The following is an 18,043-nucleotide window of genomic DNA, read 5'->3' on the forward strand; positions in this document are numbered from 1 at the left end:
AAAAAGGGAAAAAAGGTGGGAAAAAAAGGGGTCGGTGACAAAACGCAATCATTATCATTTGTCACCGACCCCTTTTAAAGAACATCAAGCCGGTAGCGATATTGCCCGTTCACGCGCCTCGGTCAGGCCGCCGGCGAATTCGAGTCGCCCGGCCTGTTCCCGGATGCCGGCGCGCATGAGCTTGTCCTGCATGCGCGGCTTGAGATTGGCGATGATGACGCCGATGCCGCGCTGGTGCAGGTTGCCCAGCAGGGATTCCAGCGCCACGATGCCGGTCATGTCGATCATGGGCACGTCGCTCATATCCAGGATCACGATGCGCACGTCGCTGCTGATGTGGCGCAGGGCGCTGGTCGCCTTCTCGGCGGCACCGAAGAAGAGCGCGCCGTTGATGTCGTAGACGGCGACATGCGGCGGCAATCCGGCCAGGTGCTGGTGCGCCTTCATATCCATCAATTCGGTGCCGGTCAGCGCCGAGATGCGGCGGATGAACAGGATCGCGGCCAGCACCAGACCGGCGGCCACGGCTATGACCATGTCGAAGGCTACGGTGAGGCCGAAGCAGGCCAGCAGTACCACCACGTCGCAGCGCGGCGCCACCTTGAGGATGTGCGCGAAGTGCCGCACCTCGCTCATGTTCCAGGCCACCACCAGCAACAACGCGGCCAGCGCGGCCATGGGCAGCTGACCCAGTACGCCGGCCAGGCTGACCACCACGGTCAGGATCACCAGGGCATGCACGATGGCGGCCACCGGGCTGCGCGCACCGGCGCGGATGTTGGTGGCGGTGCGGGCGATGGCGGCGGTGGCCGGGATGGCGCCGAAGAAGGGTCCGACCAGGTTGCCCAGGCCCTGGCCGATGAGTTCGGTGTCCGGCTGGTGGCGGGCGCCGGTCAGGCCGTCGGCCACCACGGCGCAGAGCAGGGATTCGATGGCGCCGAGCATGGCCACGGTGAAGGCCGCGGGCAGCAGGTCGCGGATCAGCTGCCAGGAGATCCCGATCGGGTTGCCGTCGGCATCCGGCAGCGTCCAGGGCAGCAGCGGCAACGGTGGCGCCTGCGGGATGCCCTGGCGGGTCACGCCGTCGAGCAGGTAGCCGAACTGGGAGTTGATGGTCGCGACCGAAAAGTCGGGCAACAGCCGCCCCAGCGCCCAGGCGGCGAGCGCCCCGAGCAGCAGCGCGACCAGATGACCGGGGATGCGGGTCCGGAGCCGGGTCCACAGCAGCAGCACCGACAGGGTGATCAGCCCGATGACCAGGTCCGGCCAGCGGGCGGTAGGCAGGGCCTGCACCAGCACCACCAGCTTCTCCAGGAAATGCTGCGGCAGTTCGCCGGTGGTCAGGCCGAGAAAGTCCTTGATCTGTAGACCGGCAATGACCACAGCGATGCCGGCGGTGAAACCGATGGTGACCGGATAGGGGATGTACTGGATCAGCCGCCCCATCCTCGCCACACCCATAATGATCAGGATCATGCCGGCCATGACGGTGGTCAGCAGCAGTCCACCCAGTCCGTATTCGTGGGTGATGGGCAGCAGGATGACGACGAAGGCGGCGGTGGGGCCGGAAATGCTGTAGCGCGAGCCGCCGCTGAGTGCGATGATCAGTCCAGCGACGATGGCGGTGTAGAGCCCGTACTGGGGCGGCACGCCGCTGGCGATGGCCAGCGCCATGGCCAGCGGCACGGCGACAATGCCGACGGTCACGCCGGCCATGAGATCGGCGCGCAGGTCGGCGAGGCGGTAGCCCCGGAGCGATGCGATGAGGGCGTTGCGGTTCCAGTACTCGAACATCATGCTGCCTGGATATGAAATGAAGCGATGGAGGGGGTCGTCACGTCCAACTACGGCTTGCGCTTCTTCCGCGCCGCGCTCGACTTGACCTTCTTCATCAGCCGCTTGCGCTTGTGCTGCTGGCGCGGCGTGAGCTTGTTGCGCTTGTCCTTGTAAGGGTTCTCGCCGGTGCGGAACTCGAGCCGGATGGGCGTGCCCACCAGTTGCAGCTGGGTGCGAAAGTAGTTTACCAGATAACGCTTGTAGGCATCCGGGATGGCCTGGGTCTGATTGCCGTGGATCACGATCAACGGCGGATTGTGGCCGCCCTGGTGGGCATAGCGCAACTTGATGCGTCGGCCGCGCACCAGCGGCGGCTGGTGCGCATATACGGCCGCTTCCAGCATCCGGGTCAGTTCCGGGGTAGAGAACTTCGCGGTGGCCGATGCGTAGCAACGCTGCACGGCCTCGAACAGATGGCCCACATTGGTGCCGTGCAGCGCGGAAATATAGAAGAACTCGGCGAAGCTGACAAAGGGCAGACGACGGTCCACCTCGGCCTTGATGCGATCGCGTGCATCCGTCTCCAGACCGTCCCATTTGTTGACCGCGATGACCAGCGCCCGGCCGGAATCGGCGGCCAGCCCGGCCAGGGTGGCGTCCTGATCGGTGATGCCGTCATGGGCATCCAGCACCAGGATCACCACATGCGCGGCCTCCATGGCCTGGAGCGCCTTGATGACGCTGAACTTCTCGACCGCGGCATCGATGCGGCTGCGCCGGCGCACGCCGGCGGTGTCGATCAGGGTATAGGCCTGGCCGTCGCGCTCGAACGGCACCAGGATGCTGTCTCGGGTGGTGCCGGGCTGGTCGAAGGCGACCACCCGCTCCTCGCCCAGGATGCGGTTGAGCAGGGTGGATTTACCGACATTGGGGCGCCCCACCAGGGCGATGCGGATGCTGTCGTCGGCGGCCTTGTCCGCTGTGGCCTCCGCCGCTTCGGGCAGGGCCTCGAGTACCGGTTCGATCAGGTCGTGCACGCCGTGGCCGTGCACGGCCGACAGCGGAAAGGCCTGTCCCAGACCCAGGGCATAGAATTCGGCCACGGCGGTATCCGGGTCGGCGCCGTCGACCTTGTTCACGGCGAGATAGACCGGCTTGTGCGTGCGGCGCAGGCGTTCGGCGATCTGCTGATCGGTGGGGGTCACACCGCTGCGGGCCTCGACCAGAAAGATGACGGCGTCGGCCTCCTCCACCGCCTGCCAGGACTGCTGCGCCATCAGGGCATCGATGCCGGCCTCCGCGCCGCTCAGGCCGCCGGTGTCGATCACCCGATAGGGCCGATCACCGATCCTGCCCTCGCCGTACTTGCGGTCGCGCGTCAGCCCCGGCAGGTCGGCCACCAGGGCATCCCGGCTGCGGGTGAGCCGGTTGAACAGGGTCGATTTGCCGACATTCGGGCGTCCGACCAGGGCGATGATGGGTAACATTGACAGATTCCAGGTTCCAGGTGCCAGGGCCGAGGAACACACAGTGAGTAGGATTGGTGAAGGCGGGAACGCCGTAACCCATCATTTGCCGCGCCGCGATGGGTTGCGCTGCGCTCCACCCATCCTACGGGCTAGCGCGTGCTTATCCTATACGCCGCCAGGGTGCCGTCACTGGCATACACATAGGCCGTATCCCCGTCCACCACCGGGATGGACAGGATCGGATCGCCGGTCACGCGGGTGCGGCCGACGATGGCGCCATCAAAGCGCGACAGGGCGTGCAGATAGCCTTCCAGGTCGGCCACCAGGACATGATCGTCCAGCGCCGCGGGTGCGGTCAGCTGGCGATGCAGCAGACGCTCGTTCTGCCAGATGGCCGAGCCGTTGCGCCGGTCCAGGGCCCAGACCCGGCTGTCCTGATCGGTGACATAGACGTGGCGGAAATCCACATCCAGACCAACGGCAGAGGACATCTCCCGGTCCCACAGCTTGTTGCCGCTGCTGCCCTCGACAGCGGCCACATGCCCCTGATAGGTCACGGTGTAGACCGCGTTGCCCTGAATGCGCGGCGGCGAGTCGATGTCGACCATACGCTCCAGTTCGGAACGGCCCGCGGGCCGACTGATGGCGGCTTCCCATATCGGCAGACCGCGTTCGAGTTCCACCGCGGCCAGCTTGCCGCTGTCCTGGCCGATGAGGGCGAAGCCTTCGACCAGGGTGGGGGTGGCGGTGCCGCGCAGACTCAGCGCGGGCACGGTGCGGTCGAATACCCAGCGCCGTTCGCCGGTGGCTGAGTCCAGCCCGGTGACATCGCCGTCGACCGACTGCACCACGGCCACGCCGCGATCGGCCTGCGGTGGCGCCAGCACCTCACCGGAGACGCGGGCGCGCCACACCTCGGCGCCGTCACGCCAGTCCAGGGCCAGGACTTCGCCTTCGATGCTGCCGACCAGGATCAGGCCGTCACCGGTACCGACCCCGCCGCTGACCGCCAGCCCGGTATCACGCTCCCATACCGGCTTGCCGCTGGCGGCCTCGAGGGCCATCACCCGCCCCTGGTGATCCACAGCGAAGATGCGCCCACCGTCAACCGCCGGCTGCAGGCGCAGAAATCTGTCATCGGTGCCGGCGCCGATATCACGCGACCACAGGCGCTCGAGCTCGACCTCGGCCTCGAAATCATGCAACTCGGTGGGCGGCTCGGTATTGTCATCGCCGCGCAGCCAGGCGCAGCCGGGCAGCGCCAGCGTCAACAGCAGCAGGGGCAGCAGAACACGCATCAGGCCGCCCCTTCCCCGCCGACGCGGGCGGCATCGTCACGCTTGGCCTCGAGCAGAGAACGCCCAGGCAGATCGTCCGGATAGGCCGCCAGCGCCGCCTGATAGGCCGTGCGGGCCGCGGCATAGTCTTCATGCGCCATGGCCAGATCGCCCTCCAATTCATGATAGATCACGGCATAGCTGCCGCGGTCGGCCACCTCATCGAGCAGGGCCCGGACACGACCCAACTCGCCCTGGGCGATGTACAGCCGCGCCAGGCGGACACGCGCTGTATGTTTCAGCGGCCCGTCGTCGGCACGCTCGTAGGCCCATTGCAGCTGCGCCCGGGCCGCCTCGGGCTTGTCTTCATCCAGCTGCAGGCGTGCGATCTGCAGCGCGGCCAGCACGGCATAGCTGCTGCCCGCGTATTCGTTGAGCAGGGTCTCATGGGTCGAGGCCGCCGCGGCCGCCTCCCCCCGGGAGACGGCGTTGCTCAACTGGGCGTAGAGGTTGGAAGCCGCCATCGACTGCTGCTCCTGGTACTGCATCCACGCCTTGCCGCCGAACAGCGCAGCCAGACCGAGCATGATTCCGGTCAGCAGGGCACTGCCATTCTCGCGCAGCCATTTCTTGATCGCTTCCGCCTGTTCGTCATCGGTCTTGTAGCCTTCGGCCATGCTGCAGCCCTCACTGGTTTACGATTTCGGTTAGATGGTCGATGAGTTCCGCCTCCGGCAGCACCCGCTGTTCGCCGGTTTCGCGCAGGGGTTTGAGCCCGATCTCGCCGCGTGCGGCCTCCTCCTCGCCCAGGATCAGGGCGTAGCCGGCCTGGCACTTGTCCGCCTTCTTGAACTGGCTCTTGAAACTGCCGCCGCCGCAGTTCATCTGCAGCCGCAGTCCCGGCACCGCATCACGCAGACGCTCGGCCAGCACCGCGCCCTGTGCCAGCGCCGCCTCGCCGGCCACCACCAGGTAGGCATGGGGTGCAGGCGGCGGCGGCACCGCCTCCAGCGTCTCGAGCAGGGCGATCAGGCGTTCCAGTCCCAGGGCAAAGCCCACCGCCGGCGTCGGCTTGCCGCCGAGCCAGCCGACCAGGCCGTCGTAGCGCCCGCCGGCGCACACCGTTCCCTGAGCGCCGAGGCGATCGGTCACCCACTCGAACACGGTACGGCTGTAGTAATCCAGACCGCGCACCAGGCGCGGATTGACGCGGTACGCCAGGCCGGCGGCATCGAGATAGCCGCACAGGGCCTGGAAATGATCGCGCGATTCGGTATCCAGATGATCCGCCAGTTTCGGGGCGGCCTCGATGAGGGCCTGCATGTCCGGGTTCTTACTGTCGAGAATGCGCAGCGGATTGCTGTGCAGGCGCCGGCGGCTGTCCTCGTCGAGTTGATCCTGATGGGCCTCGAGGTACTCGACCAGTATGGCCTTGTAGGCGGCGCGCGCCTCCTGGCTGCCGAGTGAATTGACCTCCAGCCGCACCTCACTCAGCCCCAACGCCCGCCACAGGCGCGCGCTCATGAAGATCTGTTCGGCGTCGACATCCGGACCTTCCATGCCGAAGGCCTCCACCCCGATCTGGTGGAACTGACGGTAGCGCCCCTTCTGCGGCCGCTCATGGCGGAACATGGGTCCGGTGTACCACAGCCGCTGCACCTGGTTGTACAGCAGCCCCTGTTCCATGCAGGCACGCACGCAGCCGGCCGTCCCTTCGGGGCGCAGGGTGAGGCTGTCGCCGTTGCGGTCCTCGAAGGTATACATCTCCTTCTCGACGATATCGGTCACCTCGCCGATGGAGCGTTTGAACAGCTCGGTCTTCTCCAGGATGGGCATGCGGATTTCCTGATAGCCGTAGTCCTGGAGGGTGGCGCGCGCCACCGCCTCCACGTGCTGCCAGGTGGAGGTCTGCTCAGGGAGGATGTCATTCATCCCCCGCACGGCCTGAATGTTCGAGCTCTTTGCCATTGTCTATCGGGTCAAATGGGGTGCGCAGGGCGCCACTGTTCAGTCGAGGGTAAACCGGGCCACACTGCCCGGGTCGTAGCCGGTCAGGTCGTAGGGCCGGCCGTCGACACTGAGCTCCACCCCGGCGGCATTGCCCAGTACCACCTGCAGCGGCGGCCGGCCGCTGACCCGATGTTCACTGCCGGCCGGGTACAGCCCCACCAGCAGCGCCTCCCCGGCGCCATCCCGGATCGAGATCCAGCTCTCCTGGTTCAGCTGCAGCCGCACCCGGCGCAGCATCGACGCGGGTTCGGCCGGGGGCGCCGGAGGCGTCGGCTCTGCGGGCGCGACCGCCTCTGCTTCGGGCGGTGATACCTCGGGCAGCGGCAATTCCGGCATGGACGGCGCCGCCGCCGGCTCGGGGGAGGATTCCGGGGCGGATTCCGGGGCGGATTCCGGTACGGGTTGCGGGGCGGGTTCCGGCAGCGGGGTGGTCAGCGTCGGCAGACGAATCGCCGCATCGCCGTCAACGCCCGCCTCCGCCTGCGTTTCGGAGGCGTCCGGCAGCGCGCCGGGCAGTGACGGGGCATCGGTCCCCAGGACTGTATCCGTGTCGTCGCCGCTGAAGCGTTCCCACAGGCCGGGCAGTGTGACCAGGGCCAGGCCGCCGAGCACGGCCAGCACCAGCAGCAGGCCGAGGGTGCGCCAGGGCAGACGGGGCTTCACCAGCGCCCGCTGCGCCGGCGGCGGCATGCCGACCGTACGCAACTCGGGGGATTCGGCCGGCTGGTACAGGGCCAGCAGTTCCTCCTCGTCCAGCCCCAGCAGGCGGGCGTAGGCGCGGACGTAGCCGCGAACATAGATGGGCGCGGGGAGACGCTCGTGATCGTCCTGTTCCAGCGCCACAATGATGTGTTCGTGCAGGTGCAGCTGGGCGGCCACCTCGGCCGGGCTGATGCCCTTGCGTTCGCGCGCCTCACGCAGGCGCGAACCCGCCCCTGTGACAGCGGCGGTCGGAGCGCCCGGCTCCGGGTCTGTGTGTTCCGGCGTATCGGTCATATCGTTGTCAGGGCTCGCCGAACAGTTCCCTGGCCTGGGGGGAGTCCGGGAAATTGTTCCTGAGCAGCAGACGGTAGCTGGCTTCGGTGTTTCTGTCGCCGAGCTGTTCCTCGGCCCGGATCCCCAGCAACAGGGTCTGTGGCGTGTGGCGGGCCACGGCCTGATAGCGCTGCAGATAGGCCCGCACCTTCAGGTACTGCCCCTGTTCCAGACTGAGCTGGGCCATGCGGCGCAGCGCAATGGGATATTCGGGTTCGGCTTCCAGCGCCTTGCGCAGGTAGAGTTCAGCCTTCTCCAGATCACCCGCCTGGTGGGCGCAGATACCGGCGTTGGCATAGACCAGCTCCGGTGCCTCGTAGAGCGGATCGGAAGCCGCCGCCACGAAATGCGGCTCGGCATCCTCCCAGCGATCCTGGCGGCACAGGAAGGCGCCGTAATTGTTGTGGGCGCGCGAGTCATTCCGGTCAAGCCGCACAGCACGCTGGAAGTGATGATCGGCCTGGTCGATCTGGCCCAGCGACTCGTAGAGCACGGCAATGGCATTGTGCGCCGTTGCAAGCTCCGGGTCCTGGCGCAGCGCCTTCTGGAATTTCTCCATCGCGACCTGGTTCATGCCCTCCTGCATGTACTGCAGCCCGAGCTCCACGTTGTACTGGGCAGCACTCCGGTCCTCGCTGTCCCTGACGCCGGAACCGGCACAGCCGCCTGCCAGCAGGGTGACCAACAGCAGCGTGAACAGCCCGTGCCTCATCCACGGACCTCCTGCACCGCCACCTCGAGTTGCCGCTCGCGACGGCGGGTGCGGTCGCGGAACTCCCCGGCCAGCTGGCCGCAGGCGGCGGCGATGTCATCGCCGCGGGTCTTGCGGGTGACGGTGACGATGCCGCCGTTGATGAGGATGTTCTGGAATTCCAGGATGCGCTGCGGATCGCTGCTCACATACGCGGTATTCGGGAACGGATTGAACGGGATCAGGTTGACCTTGGACGGCACCCGACGCAGCAGCCGCAGCAGCTCACGGGCATGCGCATCGGAGTCGTTCACGCCGGCCAGCATGACGTACTCGAAGGTCACCCGCCGGCGGGGCTCGTCGGCCACGTAGCGCCGACAGGCCTCCATCAGTTCGGCGATGGGGTATTTCCGGTTGATCGGCACCAGTTCGTTGCGCAGTTCGTCATTGGTCGCATGCAGCGACACGGCCAGACTGACGTCGCACTCGGCCCTGAGCCGATCCAGTTCGGGCACGATACCGGAGGTACTGAGGGTGATACGGCGTTTGGACAGACCGAAGGCCAGGTCGTCACGCATGATGTTCATGGCCCGCACCACGGCGTCGTAATTGAGCAGCGGCTCGCCCATGCCCATCATCACGACGTTGGTGATGGCGCGCTTGTGCTGCACGTCGCCGCCCAGGGCGCGGCTGGCCAGCAGCACCTGGCCGATGATCTCGGCAGTGGTGAGGTTACGGTTGAACCCCTGCTGGGCGGTGGAGCAGAAACTGCAGTTGAGCATGCAGCCCACCTGCGAGGAGACGCACAGGGTGCCGCGCTCCTTTTCGGGGATGAATACGGTCTCGATGCAGTTGCCGTCAGCCAGCTGCAGCAGCAGCTTGCGCGAGCCGTCGGCGGACAGCCGGTCCATGACCACCCGCGGCAGTTCCATGCGGGCCGCATTGTGCAGGCGCTCGCGCAGGGCCTTGCTCAGGTTGGACATGCCGGCGAAGTCGTCGACATCGAGCTGGTAGATCCACTTCATCACCTGCTGGGCGCGGAAGGACTTCTCGCCCATGGCGGCGAAGAAGCCCTCCAGGCCCCTGCGGTCCAGGTCCAGCAGATTGGTTGTGCGCGGGTCGGACATGCCGTTGCCCGGCCGCGGCATCAGCAGACGCCGGGGCCGGATTTCACTCCTTCAGCGTGTGCGCGGGCACAGCTCGTCGGATTTGAAGAAAAACTCGATTTCGGTCTTCGCCGTCTCCGGACCGTCGGAGCCGTGCACGGCATTCTCGTCCACGGTCTCGGCGAAATCGGCACGGATGGTGCCGGGCGCGGCCTCCCCGGGGTTGGTCGCGCCCATGATCCCGCGGTTGCGGTTGATGGCATCCTCGCCTTCCAGCACCTGCACCATGACCGGGCCGGACGTCATGAAGTCGACCAATTCATTATAAAAGGGCCGCTCCCTGTGAACCGCGTAGAAGGCCCCGGCCTGCTCGCGGGACAGGTGCATCATCTTTGCCGCCACAATCCGCAGGCCCTGGTCCTCGAACCGGCTGTAGATCTTGCCGATCAGATTCCCGGCCACGGCATCGGGCTTGATGATCGAGAGGGTGCGCTCCACCGCCATTAACCGAATTCTCCAAGTAACGGATTGATTTTCGCTGGATAATATAACATAAACCCGCGTGGTGACGCGGGTTTGACCGGAAAGGGATACAGTTTACCCAAATCCCCGTGTCACGGGCAATCAGACCGACTCCTCGATCCAGGCCAGCTGGATCGCCTCCAGCGCCTTCTCCCCACCCTGCCCCGGGTCGTCATCGAACTCGGACAGCTCCAGTATCCACTGGCGCAGTTCAACGAAGTTCACATACTTGGGATCCGCCTCCGGATGCGCCTGGTTCAGCGCGGCCGCAATCGCCAGCGAATCCGTCCACTTCAGCCCCATGTCCATGGTACCTTTTCCCGGCTAGGTGGTTGGGGTATACAGGGATTCCGTGGCGCAGACAAGCCCGCACCGCGCCACGCGGCAAGCGTCGGCTCAGGCGCGGATCGGGTCGAAATGGACAGGAATGTCGCCGTTATGGCGCTGCTGAGCCTCGAGTTCCTGGCGTTCGGCAACCTCGAGCACACCACCATTGCGCATCAACTCGCCCAGGGTAATCCGGTCAAGGAAGGTGCGAATCTGGCTGCTCAACTCCATCCACAATTCATGGGTCAGACAGCGCTGATCATTGTGGCAGTTGGCCAGGCCGCCGCAGCGGGTGGTATCGACATTCTCGTCCACCGCCAGGATGACGGCCGAGACGGGGATGTCGTCGGAATCGCGGCTGAGCGAATAGCCGCCGCCGGGTCCGCGGGTGCTGACCACCAGATTCTGCTTGCGCAGGCGGGTGAACAGCTGCTCCAGGTAGGACAGCGAAATACCCTGGCGCTCGGAGATCTCGGCCAGCTTGACCGGGCCCTGGCCGGCATGCAGCGCCAGGTCCAGCATGGCGGTGACGGCATAGCGGCCCTTGGTCGTCAGTTTCATGGCATCGGTCCCTCTGGTCTCTGGGTAAGGGTAATCTTATAATTATCCCATATCCTACTGTTTTTATCAAGTATTCTTCCCCGATCCGGGGCCTTCCTCCGGGGAATCGTCCTGGGGTTCGCTCGGCTCGAGTTCCCGTACCGGGGAAGCGGTCTTGATCTCGCAGGACCCCAGTTCCGGCAACTGCAGATCCGCCACCTCCATACCCAGGCTTTTCAGGCCCTTGCAGACCTCCTCCAGACGCTGATCCATGACGTGGACGTGATCGAGCATGGCGTTGATGGCCGAGGCGACGGGGTCCGGCATGTCCTTGGTCAGGCCGTAGGCATCGAAGCCCATCTTCCTGGCAATGGCGGCCTGGCTCTCGCTGGGCGCGACCCGCTGCTCCACCACCCGTCCCGGCACGCCGACCACCGTGGCCAGGTCGTGGATGTCCTTGAGTACCACCGAGTTGGAACCGATGCGTACGCCGTTGCCGATGCGGATCGGGCCCAGCACCTTGGCCCCGGCGCCGATGACGACATTGTTGCCCAGGCTGGGATGACGCTTGCCCTTGTCCCAGCTGGTGCCGCCCAGGGTCACGCCGTGATAGAGGGTGCAGTCGTCGCCGATCTCGGCGGTTTCGCCGATCACCACGCCCATGCCGTGGTCGATGAAGAAGCGGCGACCGATGACCGCGGCCGGGTGGATCTCGATCCCGGTGAACCAGCGGGTCAGACCCGAGAGCCAGCGCGCGAACCACTTCAGGCCCCGTTTCCACAGGGCATGATTCAGGCGGTGCATGAGCACGGCATGCACGCCCGGATAGGTGGTCAGGATCTCGAAGACATTGCGCGCGGCCGGGTCGCGGTCGAATACGCAGCGGATGTCCTCGCGCAGCTGTTCAAGGGACATGATTCAGATCCGGTCCGTGTCGATATAACCGGCATTGTACCTGCCGGAACGGCGGGGTGACAGCGCAGGGCCTCAGGAACCGGTACCGGTCTTGTCGAGCGCTTTGGCCTGAGCCGCGCTGAGGATACCGCGGAGGATGTTGACCTCGTTTCTGTCCGGCCGGGCACGTGTGAACAGCCGCCGCAGCCGGCGCATCATCTGTCCCGGCTGCTCGGGACTGATGAACTCGAGTTCATACAGAGTCTGCTCCAGGTGCGCGAACAGGCCTTCCATCTCCCGCGCCGTGGCCGGCGGATGCTCCGGGGTCTGCTGCGCCTGCACCGCACTGCCCAACCACTGCGTACGCAGTTCATAGCTCAGGACCTGTACCGCCTGGGCCAGGTTGAGCGAGGCGTAGTCGGGATTGGCGGGGATGTTCACCAGGGCATGACACAGATCCAGTTCCTCGTTGGTCAAGCCACTGCGCTCGCGGCCGAACACCAGCGCCACCGTTCCCTGCCCGGCCTCGGCCAGGGCCCGGGCGGCGCAGGCGCGCGGCTCCAGCAGCGGCCAGCGGATGGCACGCAGACGCGCGCTGGTGCCGACCACCCAGACGGCATCGGCCACCGCCTGGTCGAGCGTCGCCACCACCTGCGCCCCGGACAATACATCCTCGGCGCCCGAGGCGAGCGCGCTGGCCTCGGGATCGGGGAAGGCCGCAGGCGCGACCAGCCACAGATCGCTCAGCCCCATGGTCTTCATGGCCCGCGCCGCCGCGCCGATATTGCCCGGGTGCGAGGTATTGACCAGAACGATACGGATGCGCTCAAGCATCGTCCGGCACTACCTCGTTCAAACGCGCGCGGATACGTTCGAACAGCGCATTGACCGCTGTGCCGGCCGCCGCCGCACCGCCCTGCGGCGAGTCATCCGGCGCCGTGACCTCGGCCTCCATCAGTTCCTGCAGCCGCACCCGGCGTTCGCCCAGATCCACCAGGGTCAGGCGCAGCCGCACCCGGTAGCGGCTGGGCGTGACGGTGAAGTCCTGGACGAATTCCAGCACCTCGATGTCCAGTCGCTGATCGGCGGCGGCCGGCGTGGTACCGTCCACCACGTGCGCATAGGGGCCTTCCCGGGTGAAACGCTCCAGCAGCAGGGCATGCAGCAGCTGCGACGGCGGATCGGCCCAGCGGCTGCGGGCATAGAAATCCAGCTGTCCGGGCTGCCGGCGATAGGTCATGCGGGCGCTGTCCAGCCCGGCGCGCATGCGCGGCGGCGGCAGCAGCAGGGTCAGCGGCGCACGCGCCTGTGCCGGGAGGGCGTCGGCCGGGGCCGCCTCCAGGGTGTAATGATCGTAGGCAACCGGTGTGCGGGGTTCGGGCAGTACGGAGCAGCCGGCCAGCCACAGGGCCGTGAGCAGTGCAGTCCATACGCCTGTCCTGGCCAGCGCGTTCATTGTCCCTCCTCCCCCGGTCCGAGTGGCCGTGCGGGTTCGCCGTAGAGCAGCCGGCTCGGGTCCTGCTCCAGGTCCCCGACCAGCCGCCGCATGTCGCCCGACAGGCCGTGCAGTTCCTGCATCAGCTGCTGAAACTGCGGCAGCAGCTGATCGGTGACCTGGCCCAGGCCCTGGCCGCCGGCCTCGACCTGACGGCGCAGTGCCTGGCTGGTGGCGGTGAAATCCTCCGCCATGCCTTCCAGCGAACGGCTGCCGGCCTGCAGCCGCTCGAGCAGCGGCGGCAGCGCCTCGCCGGCCTCGGCCGCGGCCTCGAAGAAGCGCGCCGCGTCCCGGCTGCCCCGGGCCAGGGTCTCGCGCTGCGCGGCCAGGGACTCGCTCAGCAGCGCCATATTCTCCAGGGTCACGGCGAAGGCCTCGCGGTTGTCGGCATCGAGCAGTGCATGCAGATCTCTCGCCACCCGGTTCAGGTTGTCGGCCAGTTCCGAGAGCGTGTTGTCCAGGCGCGAGAACAGCGAGGGGCCGGTATCGATCACCGGATACTCCTGACCCGGTGCGGCGGTGAGCAGCGGCGAGGAGACCTTGCCCCCGGCCAGTTCCACCGAGGCGATGCCGGTCAGGCCCTGCACCTTGAGCGTGGCGAGGGTATCGATACGGATCGGGATCTCGCTTTCGATGTCGACGGTCACGATCACCCGTTCGGGGTCGGTGGGATCCAGTTTCAACGCCCGCACCTTACCGACCTCCACTCCGTGATAACGCACCGGCGCATCCCGGTACAGCCCGGAGACGGATTCGGTCATGTGGATCTGATAGGTGCGATAGTCGGTGGTGATGTCGCCGAAGGCCAGCCACAGGCTCAGCCCGACGCCCGCCGCGCTGAGCACGATGACGAACAGCCCTACCAGAACATACTGTACCCGCGTCTCCATCCGGGAATGCCCTAACCCCTGTCTGCGCGGGCGCGGCCGGCGCGCGCGCCCTCGAAATACTGGCGCACCGCAGGATGCTCCACCGCGGCCAGTTCCGCCATCGGCCCCACCGCCACGATGCGCCTGTCCCCCAGTACCGCCACCCGGTCGGCCACCTGCCACAGGCTGTCGGGATCGTGGGTGATCATCACCACCGTCAGTCCCAGCCATTGTTTCAACTGCAGCAGCAGGACGTCAAAGCCGTCGGCACTGCTCGGATCCAGACCCGAGGTGGGCTCGTCCAGAAACAGCAGTTCCGGATCCAGCGCCATCGCCCGGGCCAATCCGGCACGCTTGATCATGCCGCCGCTGAGTTCGGCAGGATAGCGGTGCGCCGCCTCGGCAGGCAGCCCGACCTGGCGCAGCTTGAGGTAGGCCAGCTGGTCGATGAAGGCCGGATCGAAATCCGTGTGCTCGCGCAGCGGCACCCCGATATTCTGCAGCAGGGTCAGGCTGCTGAACAGGGCGCCGTGCTGGAACAGCACCCCGAAGCGCCGCCGCAGGGCCTGGCGCTCGCGCTCCCTGGCGCGCAGCACGTCCACGCCCAGCATGCGGATGCGCCCGGCACTGGGCCGGTGCAGCATGATCATTTCCTGCAGCAGGGTGGTCTTGCCGCTGCCGCTGCCGCCGACCAGCGCCAGCACCTCGCCCCGGCGCACGTCCAGATCCAGCCCTGCATGCACGACGAAGTCGTTGAAGCGCGTCTCCACCTGCCGCAGTTCAATGACGGTGTCAGACCCGGACATCAGATATTGAGCCAGCTGAACAGGATGGAGAACCAGGCATCGGCCACGATCACCAGGAAGATCGACTGCACCACCGACAGGGTGGTGTGATGGCCCACGCTGGCCGCGCTGCCGGCCACCTTGAAGCCCTGGAAGCAGCCGACCAGCACCACGATCAGGGCGAACACCGGCGCCTTGCCCAGACCCAGCAGGAAGGAACGCAGGGTCACGGCCTCATTGAGGCGGTCGAGGAAGGGCACGAAGCCCAGCCCCAGCTGCAGCTTGGCCATCACCATGCCGCCCAGCACCCCCATCACGTCGGCGAACACCGACAGCAGCGGCAACGCCAGGCACAGGGAAATCACCTTGGGCAGAACCAGGATCTCGAACGGCGAGATGCCGATGGTGCGCAATGCGGCCACTTCCTCGGTGACCTGCATGGTGCCGATCTGGGCGGTATAGGCGGAACCGGTGCGTCCGGCGACGATGATGGCCGCCAGCAGCGGCGCCAGTTCACGCAGCATGGACAGGCCCACCAGGTCGGCAACATAGATGTTGGCACCGTAGAGGCGCAGCTGTACCGCGCCCTGGTAGGCGATGACCACACCCATGAGAAAGGACAGCAGGCCGACGATCCCGAGCGCGCGCATGCCCGCGTTTTCCATATCTGCCAGCACCGCCTTCCAGCGGATGCGCCAGGGCCGGGCCAGCGCCCGCAGCAGGACCAGGAAGGTCTCGCCGGCGAAGGACAGCAGTTCGAACAATTCCTGCAGGGCATCGAGACTGGATTTGCCGATGCGGTGCAGGCCGCGCAGGGGTTTTGGCGGGGCGGGCACCGGCGGCTCGGCCAGTTCCTCCAGACGGGTCAGCAGGTCGAGGTGATGGTCTGCAAAGCCGGCGGTCACGACCCGGCAGCCCTGGTTGCGCCAGCGTTCGAGCAGCGAATGCAGCAGCCAGGCGCCGGCGGTGTCCATGGCCAGGATGGCCTCGCCCTGCAACATCAGCCTGCCCGAGCCGGGAGCGGCCCGCCGCTCCAGTTCCCGGCTCAGGCGATCGACGCCGTCCACGGTCCAGCGGCCGTGACAGCGCCAGGTCCCGGCATCGACCTGTTCCAGGCCGGCGGCGTCGGAGTCGGGGGCGGCGTGCATGCGGGCAAGTCTACTCAATTTGCGGGTGAGGCGTCAGGAGTGAGGAGAATACCGGACCCTGGCTGTCACTCCCCTCCACCCGTCATTCCCGCGCAGGCGGGACAAAAGCGCAGAGCGCGTTGAACGCCGGTATGCCGGCCCTTTATGCCCTTCAGGGTAGTAGGGCGAGCGCAGCGGGTAATCCAGAATCCGCCGCGGCCACTGGATCCCCGCCTGCGCGGGGATGACGGAGAAGCAGAACCGGCTGCAGCGGGGTCCGGGAGCCACAGCCCCACGCCGGGTCAGGCAGTACCGTCCCCTTCCATAACACTCCTCGACCCCCTCACACCTCACGCCCGCCCCCACGGAAACGCCAGCACCGCGTCGATCTCATCCACGCCCGCGGCCCGCATCAGCAGCCGGTCCAGCCCGACCGCCACGCCGGCACAGTCGGGCAGGCCCTGATCCAGTGCAGCCAGCAGATGCTCATCCAGCGGCACCGGCGCCAGGCCCTGGCTGATGCGCGCGGCATTCCCGGCCTCGAAACGGCGGCGTTGCTCAACGGCGTCGCTCAGTTCGTGAAAGCCGTTGGCGATCTCCACCCCGTCCAGATACAGCTCGAAACGCTCCGCCACCGGCGGCGGGCCGGGTCGGACGCGCGCCAGTGCGGCCTGGCTGGCCGGATAATCGTACAGGAACACCGCCGACGGCAGCCGCGGCTCGATCACCTGGGTGAGCAGCAGATCACGCCAGGGGTCGGGGTCGTCGGCCGGCATGGCCTCGGGCACCGGCACGGCGTGCTCAGCGAGCACCCGCTGCAGCGGCGCGATGGCATCATCCAGTCCGTCGATGCCGGCATACTGCAGAAAGGCCTCGCGGTAACTCAGCCGCTGCACCGGCGGCAACTGCCCGAACAGCCGCTGCAGCAGCAGCTCCAACTCGTCCATCAGCGCCGCGGCATCGAAACCCACCCGGTACCATTCCAGCAGGGTGAATTCCGGGTTATGGCGCCGGCCGCGCTCATCGGCCCGGAACACCCTGCAGATCTGGTAGATCGAGCCCGAGCCGGCGGCCAGCAGCCGCTTCATGGGGAATTCCGGCGAGGTGTGCAGGTAAGCCGGCACCGCCTCCGGCCGCGAGACCGGATGCACGGCAAAGCTCTCTAACTGGGGAGTGGGCAGACCGGCATGCGACAGCAGCGGCGTCTCGACCTCCAGCACGTCGCGTTCGGCGAAGAAGTCGCGGATGCGGGTGAGCAGCTTCGCCCGCAGACGCAGCACGTCCAGGTCGGCGGCGGGCTGCCAGGGGGTCTCGTTCATTGATGCTGCCGGGTCAAACCCCGGAAAACCCTGTCAGCGCAAAGCTACCTGTCATTGCGAGGCGCGCAGCGCCGCGGCACAAGCGAGCCTGCGAGCGCAGAACGCCCGCAGGGCGGCCCCGAAGGGGTGAGCGTAGCGAATAATCCCCAACCGGCTGATGCCAAATCACGAGATTGCCGCGCTGCGCTCGCAATGACAGGATCTCATCAGAGTTTCCCTATTCCTTCGCGCGGGAGATGTATTCACCGCTGCGGGTATCGACCTTGAGCAGATCGCCCACGTCCACGAACAGCGGCACCTGCACCACCGCACCGGTCTCCAGGGTGGCCGGCTTGGTCGCGCCGGTGGCGGTATCGCCGCGCACGCCGGGATCGGTCTCGGTGACCTGGAGGGTGACGTGGTTGGGCGGGGTCACCGAGATCGGCTCGCCGTTCCACAGGGTGACCACGCACACGTCCTGTTCCTTGAGCCAGTTCTTCGCATCACTGACGGCGGATTCGCCGGCACCGACCTGCTCGAAGGTGTTGGGGTCCATGAAATACCAGAATTCGCCGTCGCTGTAGAGGTACTGCATGTCCACGTCCAGCACGTCCGCCGCCTCCAGGCTCTCGCCGGACTTGAAGGTCTTCTCCCACACCCGGCCGGTCTTGAGGTTGCGCAGTCTGGTACGATTGAACGCCTGCCCCTTGCCGGGCTTGACGAACTCGTTTTCAATGATGGTGCAGGGATCGCCGTCCAGCATGACCTTCAGGCCGCGCTTGAACTCGTTGGTGCTGTAACTCGCCATAGGAACCTTCCACT

19 protein-coding genes are annotated in these 18,043 nt (G+C 66.7%); all 19 read right to left on the minus strand.

Translation table 11 applies throughout. The features are described 5' to 3' along the window. Positions 1-84: 84 nt before the first annotated feature. The 19 genes from dauA to efp all read right to left on the minus strand — a co-directional run bounded on the left by dauA (position 85) and on the right by efp (position 18,029). Positions 85-1,797: a C4-dicarboxylic acid transporter DauA gene (gene dauA, locus COW1_RS07200; protein ID WP_096365742.1), complete on the minus strand. Its 1,713-nt coding sequence runs from the start codon at positions 1,795-1,797 to the stop codon at positions 85-87. A gap of 47 nt (positions 1,798-1,844) precedes the next feature. Next, entirely contained in the window at positions 1,845-3,263 is a 1,419-nt protein-coding gene (gene der / locus COW1_RS07205) for a ribosome biogenesis GTPase Der (RefSeq protein WP_201345883.1), read from the minus strand. Between the two features lie 131 nt (positions 3,264-3,394). Beyond that, the gene (bamB, locus tag COW1_RS07210; protein ID WP_096365738.1) at positions 3,395-4,543 is read right to left on the minus strand and encodes an outer membrane protein assembly factor BamB; all 1,149 of its coding nucleotides are present in this window, start codon (positions 4,541-4,543) and stop codon (positions 3,395-3,397) included. Continuing rightward, entirely contained in the window at positions 4,543-5,199 is a 657-nt protein-coding gene (locus COW1_RS07215; RefSeq protein ID WP_096365735.1) for a tetratricopeptide repeat protein, read from the minus strand. Before COW1_RS07215 ends, bamB begins: the two co-directional genes overlap by 1 nt. A 10-nt stretch (positions 5,200-5,209) precedes the next feature. After that, the gene (gene hisS / locus COW1_RS07220) at positions 5,210-6,490 is read right to left on the minus strand and encodes a histidine--tRNA ligase (protein ID WP_096365733.1); all 1,281 of its coding nucleotides are present in this window, start codon (positions 6,488-6,490) and stop codon (positions 5,210-5,212) included. A gap of 39 nt (positions 6,491-6,529) precedes the next feature. Beyond that, positions 6,530-7,528 carry a helix-turn-helix domain-containing protein gene (locus tag COW1_RS07225; RefSeq protein ID WP_201345884.1) on the minus strand — a complete coding sequence of 333 codons (999 nt, stop codon included), beginning with the start codon at positions 7,526-7,528 and terminating at the stop codon, positions 6,530-6,532. A 7-nt stretch (positions 7,529-7,535) separates the two neighbouring features. Then, positions 7,536-8,279: a type IV pilus biogenesis/stability protein PilW gene (gene pilW / locus COW1_RS07230; RefSeq protein ID WP_201345885.1), complete on the minus strand. Its 744-nt coding sequence runs from the start codon at positions 8,277-8,279 to the stop codon at positions 7,536-7,538. After that, positions 8,276-9,385 (minus strand): 23S rRNA (adenine(2503)-C(2))-methyltransferase RlmN, encoded by a 1,110-nt coding sequence (gene rlmN, locus COW1_RS07235; RefSeq protein ID WP_201345886.1) that lies wholly within the window; start codon positions 9,383-9,385, stop codon positions 8,276-8,278. The genes pilW and rlmN overlap by 4 nt, the downstream gene beginning before the upstream one ends. Positions 9,386-9,436: 51 nt before the next feature. After that, complete coding sequence (ndk, locus tag COW1_RS07240; protein ID WP_201345887.1) at positions 9,437-9,868, minus strand: nucleoside-diphosphate kinase; 432 nt, start codon at positions 9,866-9,868, stop codon at positions 9,437-9,439. Between the two features lie 120 nt (positions 9,869-9,988). After that, positions 9,989-10,189 (minus strand): Fe-S cluster assembly protein IscX, encoded by a 201-nt coding sequence (gene iscX / locus COW1_RS07245; RefSeq protein WP_096367517.1) that lies wholly within the window; start codon positions 10,187-10,189, stop codon positions 9,989-9,991. A gap of 93 nt (positions 10,190-10,282) precedes the next feature. After that, on the minus strand, positions 10,283-10,774 hold the full coding sequence (locus COW1_RS07250) for a Fe-S cluster assembly transcription factor (RefSeq protein WP_096365725.1): 492 nt from the start codon (positions 10,772-10,774) through the stop codon (positions 10,283-10,285). Between the two features lie 66 nt (positions 10,775-10,840). After that, positions 10,841-11,668: a serine O-acetyltransferase gene (gene cysE / locus COW1_RS07255; RefSeq protein ID WP_096365723.1), complete on the minus strand. Its 828-nt coding sequence runs from the start codon at positions 11,666-11,668 to the stop codon at positions 10,841-10,843. 72 nt (positions 11,669-11,740) lie between these two features. Next, complete coding sequence (gene trmJ / locus COW1_RS07260) at positions 11,741-12,481, minus strand: tRNA (cytosine(32)/uridine(32)-2'-O)-methyltransferase TrmJ (protein ID WP_096365721.1); 741 nt, start codon at positions 12,479-12,481, stop codon at positions 11,741-11,743. Next, positions 12,474-13,103, minus strand: coding sequence for an ABC-type transport auxiliary lipoprotein family protein (locus tag COW1_RS07265; protein ID WP_201345888.1), 630 nt, complete (start codon positions 13,101-13,103; stop codon positions 12,474-12,476). Before COW1_RS07265 ends, trmJ begins: the two co-directional genes overlap by 8 nt. Then, complete coding sequence (locus tag COW1_RS07270) at positions 13,100-14,032, minus strand: MlaD family protein (protein ID WP_096365717.1); 933 nt, start codon at positions 14,030-14,032, stop codon at positions 13,100-13,102. Before COW1_RS07270 ends, COW1_RS07265 begins: the two co-directional genes overlap by 4 nt. Positions 14,033-14,043: 11 nt before the next feature. Continuing rightward, positions 14,044-14,817, minus strand: a complete 774-nt coding sequence (locus tag COW1_RS07275) for an ABC transporter ATP-binding protein (protein ID WP_096365715.1) — start codon at positions 14,815-14,817, stop codon at positions 14,044-14,046. After that, complete coding sequence (locus COW1_RS07280) at positions 14,817-15,944, minus strand: MlaE family lipid ABC transporter permease subunit (RefSeq protein ID WP_201345889.1); 1,128 nt, start codon at positions 15,942-15,944, stop codon at positions 14,817-14,819. The genes COW1_RS07275 and COW1_RS07280 overlap by 1 nt, the downstream gene beginning before the upstream one ends. A 329-nt stretch (positions 15,945-16,273) precedes the next feature. Beyond that, positions 16,274-17,242, minus strand: coding sequence for an EF-P lysine aminoacylase EpmA (gene epmA / locus COW1_RS07285; RefSeq protein ID WP_201345890.1), 969 nt, complete (start codon positions 17,240-17,242; stop codon positions 16,274-16,276). 217 nt (positions 17,243-17,459) lie between these two features. Continuing rightward, positions 17,460-18,029, minus strand: coding sequence for an elongation factor P (gene efp / locus COW1_RS07290; RefSeq protein ID WP_201345891.1), 570 nt, complete (start codon positions 18,027-18,029; stop codon positions 17,460-17,462). Positions 18,030-18,043 lie beyond the last annotated feature (14 nt).

It is taken from the genome of Thiohalobacter sp. COW1, assembly GCF_016629505.1.
Lineage (GTDB): Bacteria > Pseudomonadota > Gammaproteobacteria > Thiohalobacterales > Thiohalobacteraceae > Thiohalobacter > Thiohalobacter thiocyanaticus_A.

What these genes read in the sequence shown, in the direction of transcription:
- dauA (WP_096365742.1), bottom strand. Translation starts at nt 1,797, where the DNA reads ATGATGTTCGAGTACTGGAACCGCAACGCCCTCATCGCATCGCTCCGG.
- der (WP_201345883.1), bottom strand. Translation starts at nt 3,263, where the DNA reads ATGTTACCCATCATCGCCCTGGTCGGACGCCCGAATGTCGGCAAATCG.
- bamB (WP_096365738.1), bottom strand. Translation starts at nt 4,543, where the DNA reads ATGCGTGTTCTGCTGCCCCTGCTGCTGTTGACGCTGGCGCTGCCCGGC.
- COW1_RS07215 (WP_096365735.1), bottom strand. Translation starts at nt 5,199, where the DNA reads ATGGCCGAAGGCTACAAGACCGATGACGAACAGGCGGAAGCGATCAAG.
- hisS (WP_096365733.1), bottom strand. Translation starts at nt 6,490, where the DNA reads ATGGCAAAGAGCTCGAACATTCAGGCCGTGCGGGGGATGAATGACATC.
- COW1_RS07225 (WP_201345884.1), bottom strand. Translation starts at nt 7,528, where the DNA reads ATGACCGATACGCCGGAACACACAGACCCGGAGCCGGGCGCTCCGACC.
- pilW (WP_201345885.1), bottom strand. Translation starts at nt 8,279, where the DNA reads ATGAGGCACGGGCTGTTCACGCTGCTGTTGGTCACCCTGCTGGCAGGC.
- rlmN (WP_201345886.1), bottom strand. Translation starts at nt 9,385, where the DNA reads ATGTCCGACCCGCGCACAACCAATCTGCTGGACCTGGACCGCAGGGGC.
- ndk (WP_201345887.1), bottom strand. Translation starts at nt 9,868, where the DNA reads ATGGCGGTGGAGCGCACCCTCTCGATCATCAAGCCCGATGCCGTGGCC.
- iscX (WP_096367517.1), bottom strand. Translation starts at nt 10,189, where the DNA reads ATGGGGCTGAAGTGGACGGATTCGCTGGCGATTGCGGCCGCGCTGAAC.
- COW1_RS07250 (WP_096365725.1), bottom strand. Translation starts at nt 10,774, where the DNA reads ATGAAACTGACGACCAAGGGCCGCTATGCCGTCACCGCCATGCTGGAC.
- cysE (WP_096365723.1), bottom strand. Translation starts at nt 11,668, where the DNA reads ATGTCCCTTGAACAGCTGCGCGAGGACATCCGCTGCGTATTCGACCGC.
- trmJ (WP_096365721.1), bottom strand. Translation starts at nt 12,481, where the DNA reads ATGCTTGAGCGCATCCGTATCGTTCTGGTCAATACCTCGCACCCGGGC.
- COW1_RS07265 (WP_201345888.1), bottom strand. Translation starts at nt 13,103, where the DNA reads ATGAACGCGCTGGCCAGGACAGGCGTATGGACTGCACTGCTCACGGCC.
- COW1_RS07270 (WP_096365717.1), bottom strand. Translation starts at nt 14,032, where the DNA reads ATGGAGACGCGGGTACAGTATGTTCTGGTAGGGCTGTTCGTCATCGTG.
- COW1_RS07275 (WP_096365715.1), bottom strand. Translation starts at nt 14,817, where the DNA reads ATGTCCGGGTCTGACACCGTCATTGAACTGCGGCAGGTGGAGACGCGC.
- COW1_RS07280 (WP_201345889.1), bottom strand. Translation starts at nt 15,944, where the DNA reads ATGCACGCCGCCCCCGACTCCGACGCCGCCGGCCTGGAACAGGTCGAT.
- epmA (WP_201345890.1), bottom strand. Translation starts at nt 17,242, where the DNA reads ATGAACGAGACCCCCTGGCAGCCCGCCGCCGACCTGGACGTGCTGCGT.
- efp (WP_201345891.1), bottom strand. Translation starts at nt 18,029, where the DNA reads ATGGCGAGTTACAGCACCAACGAGTTCAAGCGCGGCCTGAAGGTCATG.